This is a genomic window from Nostoc sp., from assembly GCF_036917235.1.
Taxonomy (GTDB): Bacteria; Cyanobacteriota; Cyanobacteriia; order Cyanobacteriales; family Nostocaceae; genus Nostoc.
Genome location: NZ_JBALDU010000040.1, coordinates 123,528 through 133,519, shown reverse-complemented (window position 1 = coordinate 133,519; position 9,992 = coordinate 123,528). Strand labels below are relative to the sequence as shown.

11 protein-coding genes are annotated in these 9,992 nt (G+C 38.4%); 3 read left to right on the top strand and 8 right to left on the bottom strand.

The window, feature by feature from the left end; translation table 11 throughout:
• Positions 1-62 precede the first annotated feature (62 nt).
• Complete coding sequence (locus V7K44_RS14610) at positions 63-935, top strand: family 16 glycoside hydrolase (protein ID WP_334932540.1); 873 nt, start codon at positions 63-65, stop codon at positions 933-935.
• A 68-nt stretch (positions 936-1,003) separates the two neighbouring features.
• On the opposite strand, the gene V7K44_RS14605 is transcribed toward V7K44_RS14610, so the two are convergent.
• From V7K44_RS14605 to ureC, 3 genes are all read right to left on the bottom strand, one after another.
• Positions 1,004-1,219, bottom strand: a complete 216-nt coding sequence (locus V7K44_RS14605) for a hypothetical protein (protein WP_442940692.1) — start codon at positions 1,217-1,219, stop codon at positions 1,004-1,006.
• Between the two features lie 144 nt (positions 1,220-1,363).
• On the bottom strand, positions 1,364-2,296 hold the full coding sequence (locus V7K44_RS14600; protein WP_334932536.1) for a transposase: 933 nt from the start codon (positions 2,294-2,296) through the stop codon (positions 1,364-1,366).
• Positions 2,297-2,299: 3 nt separating this feature from the next.
• Positions 2,300-4,015, bottom strand: coding sequence for an urease subunit alpha (ureC, locus tag V7K44_RS14595; RefSeq protein ID WP_334932534.1), 1,716 nt, complete (start codon positions 4,013-4,015; stop codon positions 2,300-2,302).
• Between the two features lie 201 nt (positions 4,016-4,216).
• On the opposite strand from ureC, the gene V7K44_RS14590 reads away from it, so the two are divergent.
• Positions 4,217-5,341, top strand: coding sequence for an AAA family ATPase (locus V7K44_RS14590; protein ID WP_334932532.1), 1,125 nt, complete (start codon positions 4,217-4,219; stop codon positions 5,339-5,341).
• The gene (locus V7K44_RS14585) at positions 5,338-6,087 is read left to right on the top strand and encodes a hypothetical protein (RefSeq protein WP_334932530.1); all 750 of its coding nucleotides are present in this window, start codon (positions 5,338-5,340) and stop codon (positions 6,085-6,087) included. Before V7K44_RS14590 ends, V7K44_RS14585 begins: the two co-directional genes overlap by 4 nt.
• A 32-nt stretch (positions 6,088-6,119) precedes the next feature.
• On the opposite strand, the gene V7K44_RS14580 is transcribed toward V7K44_RS14585, so the two are convergent.
• The 5 genes from V7K44_RS14580 to V7K44_RS14560 all read right to left on the bottom strand — a co-directional run bounded on the left by V7K44_RS14580 (position 6,120) and on the right by V7K44_RS14560 (position 9,926).
• Positions 6,120-6,431 carry an urease subunit beta gene (locus V7K44_RS14580; protein ID WP_334932528.1) on the bottom strand — a complete coding sequence of 104 codons (312 nt, stop codon included), beginning with the start codon at positions 6,429-6,431 and terminating at the stop codon, positions 6,120-6,122.
• A 21-nt stretch (positions 6,432-6,452) separates the two neighbouring features.
• Positions 6,453-6,755, bottom strand: a complete 303-nt coding sequence (gene ureA / locus V7K44_RS14575; protein WP_334932526.1) for an urease subunit gamma — start codon at positions 6,753-6,755, stop codon at positions 6,453-6,455.
• A 39-nt stretch (positions 6,756-6,794) separates the two neighbouring features.
• The gene (locus tag V7K44_RS14570) at positions 6,795-7,634 is read right to left on the bottom strand and encodes an urease accessory protein UreD (protein ID WP_334932524.1); all 840 of its coding nucleotides are present in this window, start codon (positions 7,632-7,634) and stop codon (positions 6,795-6,797) included.
• A gap of 74 nt (positions 7,635-7,708) precedes the next feature.
• Positions 7,709-8,995 (bottom strand): photosystem II assembly protein, encoded by a 1,287-nt coding sequence (locus V7K44_RS14565; RefSeq protein ID WP_334932522.1) that lies wholly within the window; start codon positions 8,993-8,995, stop codon positions 7,709-7,711.
• Positions 8,988-9,926 (bottom strand): SPL family radical SAM protein, encoded by a 939-nt coding sequence (locus V7K44_RS14560; RefSeq protein WP_334932520.1) that lies wholly within the window; start codon positions 9,924-9,926, stop codon positions 8,988-8,990. Before V7K44_RS14560 ends, V7K44_RS14565 begins: the two co-directional genes overlap by 8 nt.
• Positions 9,927-9,992: the final 66 nt, after the last annotated feature.

The window sequence follows — 9,992 nt, the reverse complement described above, 5'->3', positions numbered from 1 at the left end:
CTATTTTTTCTCGAAGATCGACAGAGTAGGACTTCATTTAAAAGGATTTATATTTTAATCTAGTGTACCTCATAATAGACGCAAGTGCTGTAATAAACCTTCTAGCATGGCTTGGTTCAAGCTTTCTTCTCATTACTGACTTAATTACATATCCACTTAAGGCACTTGGCATTGAACAAGCAGCAATTGGTTGGTTAGTATTAGGTTGCTTTGTCGGTGGAGCTATAGGATTAATTCAATCTCTCAAACGTATAGAACAATATTCTTATTTAGGTAAAGTTTATCTAATTGCTATTATTTTACCTTCCCTACTATTCATAACTGGCTTGATAACCGCTAATTTTCAACAGAATATAGACTTTTTTCCAAATGTTGTACTTGTTGATGATTTTAAATATCCATCAAAAAAGTGGAATAAAGATGCATTATTAAGTATAAAGAATGGAGGCTTATTCCATCCTGGAAATAAAAGTGATAATTTGAAACTGTCTATTTGGGGTGATAAAAATCAGAGATTCAGAGACTTGGATTTTTCAGTTGATACTAAAAAAGTCAATGGAACTGATGATTCAGGATTCGGTATAGTTGCCCGAACTAGCGATATAAGTAAATCTAGTGTAAGGCATAATTTTTATTATTTGCTAATTAAAGGTAATGGGGAGTTTTCGATGGGAAAGCTTATAGGAAGTAACAAATGGGAAGATAAAGTGGGCTGGCAACATTCTACTAGCATCAAGCAAGGTAATAATATAAATCGATTAAGAATTGTTTGCAATGGAAAAAAAGTAATTGGATGGATTAATAGCCAAAGAGTCGGGATATTTGAAGATGACTCTTACGCTTCTGGAAAAATTGGAGTTATCTCATTACAAAGCAGTGATGATGGAGCTGCTGTATATTTCGATAATGTTTTTATTAAAACAAAGCCAGAGTAGAATGCTCCGCATGACACAATTTGCAATGACTAAGTATGAATTTATATTTAACAAAATTAAAGGTTATGTCAACACCACTCATCCCTAATTTGCTGCTGATATTCCAAAGGATCTTGAGTTAGTTGAATTACACCTGCATACTCGTTTAAATTAAACTCTTGTTTTTGTTGTGATTGATGAGCTTCTAATATCTTCTCAATTTGCTGCCAGTCGTGATAATCAATCAATACCGCTACCGGACACATCGCTTCATCAGTCACAATTTTTTTCTTAAAAGGTAGCATGATTTTCTACATCAGATGCAACGTTTAACTATTTGATCGTAACTCCAAAACAGAAAATTGATGAGGGCAACTTTACTCTCATCTTTAAGAGGTATATCTGGTAATTAACCACTCGATGTCTACGCTTATTTTTCAGAGGTGAGACTATCTAAAAGTTGCTGAAAATCGGTTGTGGAAAATTGCGATCGCACTTTTGAAAAGCATTTTTAACACAGATGGTTCTTCTATCCCATTAATAACTTCGACAATAGAGTTTGGCACTTCTCCAAACCGCGTTTCTAGGACTGTAATGATGCTTTCTCTAGCATTTTCAACAATTCCTTCTTCTTTTGCTAGCCTTTCAATACTAGTTACGTACCGCATTCTATCTGCCTCCTCGTAACTTCTTACTTCTGTTTTAAAACTAAGCGCCAACTCTTTTGGCAAAACCATTATCCAGTCGATAAACCGAAATAACTCCCGAATATCTTCCCGGCTATATCCTCGTTCATACAGCAGTCTGACTAGGCTTAGTTTCCACTGTAGCCGATTTTCTGGGTTTCGTTGCGTTGCTTTGGTCTTGAGATGCGCCATCACAATTACACGAAAGGGGTTGGTTGTTTGCTCTAGGGTTTCCCACGCTTGCTCATAGTCCAACAGTTTCGCCACAGGAAACTCTAAACTGACGCGACATCCGCCCAGTTGATAGCTGTAGCTGGAAGGCCGCCAATTTATTTGTTCATCTGCTAAAACTGCTAAACTAATGACTCGCTTTTTATGGCGGTCAAACAAGCGGTAATTATATGTGTACATCCGTTCGGCAAATTGGCTGTCATATTGCCCTTGGACTTCCACATGAACCAATACCCAAGCTTCTTCTCCATCCAGTAGCCAAACTTTTGCAACTTTATCAACCAAACGCCTCCCAATTTCTGCATCCGGTTCTAGCTGTTGCAGTTCTGTGTCCAGAAATTCATAAGGTCGCGTCCAGTCGATTTCGGCATAAGCTTGGGTGAAAAAGAATTCCAGAAAGCGGGGAAAATATAGCTCAATGACTTCTTTCCAAGGACTATCGTAATCAGTAAATTGCTCGATCATGAATTAAAACAAAAAGTACCTCTGTGCCATTGGTAAAACTGTCGCAGGTTCACAACTCAGCAACTCACCATCAGCCCTGACTTGGTATGTTTCTGGATCTACTTCAATGTGGGGTAGTGCATCATTCAGCTTCATATCCTGTTTACTCAATTGGCGTGTCCCAGAAACTGCAACTGCTGCCTTTTGTAAACCTAGCTGGCTGGGAATTTCTTTCTCTAAAGCTGCTTGTGAAACAAAAGTTAATGATGTGGCATGACGCGCCCCTGCAAAACTACCAAACATCGATCGCATATACACTGGTTGCGGTGTAGGAATACTGGCGTTAGCATCGCCCATTTGCGCCCATGCAATCATCCCGCCTTTAATGACTATCTCTGGTTTCACGCCAAAAAACGCCGATCGCCACAAACATAAATCTGCTAATTTTCCCTCTTCCACTGAACCCACATATTGAGCAATTCCGTGAGCGATCGCCGGGTTAATCGTATACTTAGCAACATATCTTTTTGCCCGAAAATTGTCTGCTTTTTGCTCTATTCCTTGCGAGTTAAGAGTTCCCCGTTGCACCTTCATTTTGTGAGATGTCTGCCAGGTGCGAATTATCACTTCGCCTACCCTTCCCATAGCCTGGGAGTCGGAAGAAATCATGCTGAATGCGCCTAAGTCGTGCAAAATGTCTTCGGCGGCAATGGTTTCTCGGCGGATGCGAGACTCGGCAAAAGCAACATCTTCAGCGATCGCAGGATCGAGGTGATGGCATACCATCAACATATCCAGGTGTTCATCTAAAGTGTTGAGAGTGTAAGGGCGTGTGGGGTTGGTGGAAGAAGGTAGAACGTTGGCTTGGCCGCAAACTTTGATGATATCTGGTGCGTGTCCACCCCCTGCGCCTTCAGTATGGTAGGTGTGGATGACACGATTCTTAAAAGCTGCGATCGTATCTTCGACAAATCCGGCTTCGTTCAGGGTATCAGTATGAATCGCTACTTGGACATCATATTCATCGGCAACACTGAGGCAGGTATCAATTGCTGCGGGTGTGGTTCCCCAGTCTTCATGAAGTTTTAACCCCATTACACCGGCATTTACTTGTTCTACGAGTCCTTGGGTTTGACTGGCGTTACCTTTGCCCAGAAATCCTAAGTTGACGGGAAAAGCATCAGCAGCTTGCAGCATCCGGTAAATATTCCAAGGGCCAGGGGTGCAGGTAGTGGCATTTGTACCTGTGGCAGGGCCAGTACCGCCGCCGATCATAGTGGTAATCCCGGAAGCGATCGCAACTTCAATTTGTTGGGGACAAATAAAATGAATATGGGCATCAATACCGCCAGCAGTAAGAATCATTCCTTCACCAGCTAAGGCTTCAGTACCGGGGCCGATAATAATATCTACATTGTCTTGAATATAAGGATTTCCAGCTTTACCAATTTTGAAAATTTTGCCATCTTTAATGCCGATATCTGCTTTGACAATACCCCACCAATCGAGAATTAAGGCATTGGTAATTACTAAATCTACAGCACCATCGGCGTTAGAAATGGGGGATTGTCCCATTCCATCGCGGATGACTTTACCGCCGCCGAATTTAACTTCATCGCCGTAGGTAGTGAAATCTTGTTCAACTTCAATAAATAATTCTGTGTCTGCAAGTCGGATGCGATCGCCTACTGTTGGGCCATAAGTTTCGGCGTAGGCGCGGCGATCCATTCTGTAAGGCATAATGGGACTCTTGGGGGTAGTGTTACTTTGATTATTTTTGAGCAAGTTTACAGATATTCAGAGAAAATTTTGTATAAATTTATAATTTTGTTGTTACCGTAGATGTAAATAAATAAATTTTAATGGTAGTTAAAGCGAATTTATAAACGCGAAAATATAGAATGATATTTGGAATATAGGCAGATATAAAGCTGAGGTAGAATGTTATCTAAACTAAAAGTTCAGCACTACAAGAGCCTCTTTGATATCGAAGTTAATTTAGAACTATTAACTGTATTTATTGGGCCGAATGGTTCGGGAAAGTCAAATATTTGTGAAGCTTTATTTGTCTTATCTGATTTTTTGGAAAGATTAATAAGTAATACAGATGCTCATGAATTAATACCTTTTTTCGCTAAATCTTTAATAGCTGTAAATACAAACCAGCAGAAAATAGAATCAAAATTCTGGCAGGGTAAGCAAGATTATCTTTTCTTTCAAGCTGAAACAGACTCAAATCTAGAAAGCGAAGAATTTAATGATATATCAATTCACATTGATTATCCGCAGCGAATAGTGTCTATTAGTAGACTAGACTATTTCGGAAATCTAATTAGGGCAAGTAATCAGTATACACCGGAACTAAGAAAAATTTTAGTTTCTAATAAGTATTTGGATTCTCCTGTAGCCCAGGCAGTCAGAAAAGTTAGTATTTATGATTTTGCGCCAATTAGTCTCTCTAATAATATTCCATCAACTGGTGGAATAGATAAAACAGGACAGGGAATTGTTGATGCTCTAGCTGATATTTTGCTCAGTAATCGTAAAAGGTTTGATGAATTGGAGGAGCGTTTGACACGGCTTGTTCCTAATATACAGAGAATTTCTTTACTGCGTAGAGAAGATAGAACTTTTTTACTGGAATTAATCGACAGATATTCTGAACATCATATCCCTGCTTCGGATATATCAGATGGTACACTTAGAATTTTGGCATTTCTAACCGCACTTTATCAAGAAAATACCCCCAGTATTATTTGTTTTGAAGAGATAGAAAACGGAGTTCATCCTTGGTTGTTACACAAAATGATGGAATTATTGCAAATAATTTCTACAGAGGGGATTACAGGTAAACCTGTTCAAGTATTAATCACAACTCATTCTCCCGTGTTGCTAAATTATGTCGAACCTCACCAAGTGCGTGCTGTTGAGTTAGACACAGAAGGTAAAACTCAAATTCATGCCTTACCCATTGATTCAGAACGCTTCCAAAAAGCCCTAGAAGCTTATGATGGAGCATTAGGTGAACTTTGGTTTACGAATGTTTTTGGAGGTAATCCGGTATGAATCGGGGAATTCGTATTGGGTTAATTGCTGAGGGAGAAGCAGAACTCGGAGCAAGTATTCCCTATATTAAACCAGAAGATGGTGGAAAAGTTATTGAAAGAGATAGAGAAGGGGCACTTCATACCTTAATCAGACGAGAAATTAATAATTTGCGATTGCCTGATTGTGATTTTGTACAAAGACATCCATCCATCAGCGAGAGTCGAGTCTTTAAACGGCGTGTAGGACACTCAATTTTAGATCCAAAATCTTTAGCACAGGTGATTATCGCGTGGAAACCTGAAGAAGTTGATATGATTCTAATTGTCGTTGATGCAGATGATAAGCTTCACCAAAGGCAAATTGACTTGGAACGGGCTTTAAATAAAATCCGTGATAATCACCTGGATGTTAATGATAAAAAAATTAGCGATCGCAGTGCAGGAGGTTTAGCGATCAAAAATTTTGAAATGTGGTTGTTGGCAGACACTCAAACTGTGTCAAGAATTTTAGATTTAGAGCTTGAACCTCTGGAAAATTTAGAAGAATTAGATGGTGGAAAAGGTATTTTAGAAAATGCGCTCGCACAATCAACATATCTCTTTGAAAATAGTAGCAATCAACGCCCTCTACAAATTCGATGGAAACTTGCTTTTGAGATTGATTTAGCAATTATCAAAAATCGTTGTCCAAATGGATATGCTACTTTTACACAACGTTTAATTACGGCTACAACAGTAGTTGCTAACTCAATTGTAGGTATGTAGTATTAGTTTAATTAGAATAGCATCTAATGATTTTAAGTATCTAAATGTCCGTTAATTCTGCCGTTGAAGCCGTAGACTTGGCGAGTACCAACTAACGGGACTAAAGTCACTTCTTTTTCGTCGCCTGGTTCAAAGCGAACTGCGGTTCCGGCGGGGATATCGAGGCGCATTCCTCGCGCTTGTTCTCTATCAAAGTTTAAGGCGGTGTTAACTTCATAAAAGTGATAGTGAGAACCGACTTGTATGGGGCGATCTCCTGTATTTGAAACTTGTAATTTTATCGTAGGACGACCAACATTTAGTTCAATTTCACCCGATGGTGTGATAAATTCCCCAGGAATCATAATAAATTTAAAATCCCAAAATTAACGAATTGGATTATGTACTGTTACCAACTTTGTTCCATCAGGAAAAGTAGCTTCAACTTGCACATCATGCACCATTTCTGATATCCCTTCCATGACATCATCCCGCGTTAATAGTGTTGTACCATAACTCATTAATTCAGCTACAGTTTGCCCATCTCTAGCCCCTTCTAAAATAGCAGCAGAAATATAAGCGATCGCTTCGGGATAATTCAGCTTTAAACCCCTTTCTTTACGTCTTTCTGCTAATAAAGCAGCAGTAAAAATTAATAGTTTATCTTTTTCCTGCGGCGTAAGTTGCATTCTTATCTCCTCTGTGTTCTCTGCGCCTCTGCGGTTCGTTCAAAGCTGCCACACTCTTGGTATACAATTACCACAATTCAAAAAAGAAACTCGCAGCAACTGCCAAACATCAATAAACCAGTTTCTCACCTCAGATGTAGAAGCACCGCGATATCGACACAATAATCCATGTTGTAATCGGCTAACACCCGCTTCTCCTTCCCCATTCCATAAATTTCGCGTTTTTTCGACAATTTCTGCGGAAACTGTACCACCAATCCAAACGAGACTACCTACAATTGGTTTTCCAGCCAAGCCGTGGGGACTGTGAAAAACATTTTCACTACCTGGTAAGTATTGGCGATCAATCCACAAAGGAATACCTTCTTGCCAAATTTCTGTGTGCGATCGCCATTCTCCTTGCAAGAATTTTTCTCCTCTAGCACTGCGACCAAATCGGGTAATTTCCCAGCCTAACCAACTGCCCCCGGTTGCTAATTCTACCCGCAAATCTTGCCGATAAATCGCGTCGTTAAATAAAATTGTCTCTTGCGGCAACCACTCTAAACAAGCACCAGCGTCAACTTGCATTTGGATGGTTTGTCTAGCTTGTAAGCCATTGCTGCGGTATATTTTGCTTGCAGCAGCTGTAGTGATTAAGGCTTGGGTTTGGGGTTGGAGGTGGATGTTAGAGGATAAGCGATCGCCTCCCACCATTCCCCCAGCCGTGTGTAAAATGACGCTATGACAAACTTTTTCCCCTTCTGGATAAAATGGGCGCTGTACCTTCAGGGGCGCTTGGTGGCGATCGTAAATTAATTGGGTTTTACCCTGGCGATCGGCATAGACTAAATTAAGTTTGCCATGCCAGCCTTCTGCTATTTGTGAATTGCAGGTCATTTATAAATTCAAGATTAAAGCTCAGATATCTTATACTTATTTAATGCATTCTTTCGTGCTTTACTTGTAATTTATCATGATTTTTTCGCCAATATTAGATAATCATCTAATGTATAGTTTGACTGATGCTTCTGACCAAAATACTGTTGCAGTATTGGACTCATATACAGTTTTTTTGGTAATTTCTCTTGAGCAAACTTAGCAAATTCAGCACCGGGCAAAGATGTTCTTAAACCTGTTGAGGTTAGATATCTATACCAGACTAACTCTATTTCCAGTTCTGCTAGAAATTTATCCACTACATTTTTCTCCTGTTCTTGGTTTTCAACTTGGTGAACATCGTAAATTTTGAATAACTTTTTATTTTGCACAACTAGCAGGATATAACCTGAACTTTTTAAGCTAGTGGCAAATATTTGCTTGTAAGTATTATTAGCTTCAACCCTCTTCGCTTTATCTATAAAGAAGCAGTGGGAAATTATGATAAAGTCGAAAAAATCTTTGGGTAGATTATTCGATTGAGTTTTCCAAGTAAAAATATCAGTAGTAACAAAGCGGAAGAATGTATTTACTGGGGTTAGACGCGATTCTATATATCGTCGCCAAAACTGAAGCCCACGAAACTGGAAAGCATCTTGTTTTTCTAAAGAGTAGTAGGATATATGCATTTGTGGGATATGAAAAAAACCGCTACTACTTTGGAGAAATAAAGCTAAACCATAAGCAACTGTTCCTGGACCTGCTGCAATATCAAGAATATTAACCTTACTTGGTAGTAAAGCATCCTGGTAAATGAGAAACCAAGCTAAATATATGCAATATACATTGTCTAAAAAATACTTCATAAAGTAGACATGAGGAGTTAGACTAAAACGGTAGTCTGGGTCTTGTCCAATTTTTAAGTTATTAATATCCTCAAGAGCATCTTCTAGCTTAATAAATAATTGTTTTTCAGGAATTTTACTAAATTCTTCTTTGAGATATTCAACTAGTTTTGATTCAAAATCATCAAATATACGTTCATCGATACCAGTAGGTTGCAGTTTATATTCATCGTGCTGTATTAAATTAAAAACTTTATAGATATATTTAACAAATTCCTCATCTGGGATTAATATAAAATCATCTTTTTGCTGAGATGCTTCTGTTAATTGTTTACTTAAAGTTTCTGTTTGTCGTTTGTATTCTTGGGAATAGCGTTCAAATTGAAGTTTATCCCTAAATAGTTTTTCTAACCATGAGAATCTTGCACCTGATTTTTGAATTTCTTGCAATAATTGCGTTGAACGTCGGATATCTCCGCGTCTCAAAGATAATTTAAACTGCTGACTTCGCCACCAATTTTTGATAGGATTATTCATAACCAAATCCCTCTTTACCTTCCATAATTTCTACACTTGGAAGCCGAGAAACTAACTTTTCCTTAAATTTCATATAGCTTAATTTCTCATCGTCGTACCACCAAGCGTATTTTTGCTTAATTTCTTCAGCTTCTTGACGAGTTGATGCGATGAGAGAACGACTCTGGCTTGCATGAAAAGTTTGAATTACAACTCTATCGGCGATAGCTAGTTTGTCAATGAAAGCAGACTCATCAGTTGGCAAAGTAGGAAGGAGAGGGGTAATAGTAATAGAAATTTTAGGAACAAAACCTTTGAAATAATCAATACTTTGTTTGATTTTAGTGATAGCATTTAGTCTAGCTTTAATACTTGGCGATCGCGGTTCAAAATCTTTTCTCACTAATTCACTCCCAGTGGGAATGCTCATATTAATTCGCAATCGCTTAAATCGTTGTAAATAATCAATATCTCTAGTAATAATTGGGCTACGAGTTTGAATCACCAAAGTTGGAGTTGGATAACCGTCAATCCCCATATCTAGCATTACCTCCAACAACCGACGAGTCAATTGATGTTTAGACTCAAGTGGTTGATAAGGATCGGTAACGCTACTCATGTATATACTAGGAGGAGTCTGGGGATTTTTCTCATACCATTTTTTTAATTCTTTTGCTAAAATTTCAGCAGAATTTTCCTTAAAAATTACCCATTTTCCCCAATCTTGGCGCATTTGAGCATTAGGGGTAAATGCAGCAGCATAGCAATAACTACAACCGTATTGACATCCCCTATAAGGATTGAGAGTAAAATCATAATTACCAATAAAACCAGTAGCTTTTGTTAAAAGTGATTTAGCATTTTGGGCATAAACATTAACATCTCCAAACTTTTCTCGGACTAATTTAGTAGGAGTGCATTCGCAATAACCTTCATATTTTGGTTGTGCCATGTGAATCCTGATATTTATTGAGAGTGAATTAACGCACTCTACTTTTTATGATTCCCATTTTTATTT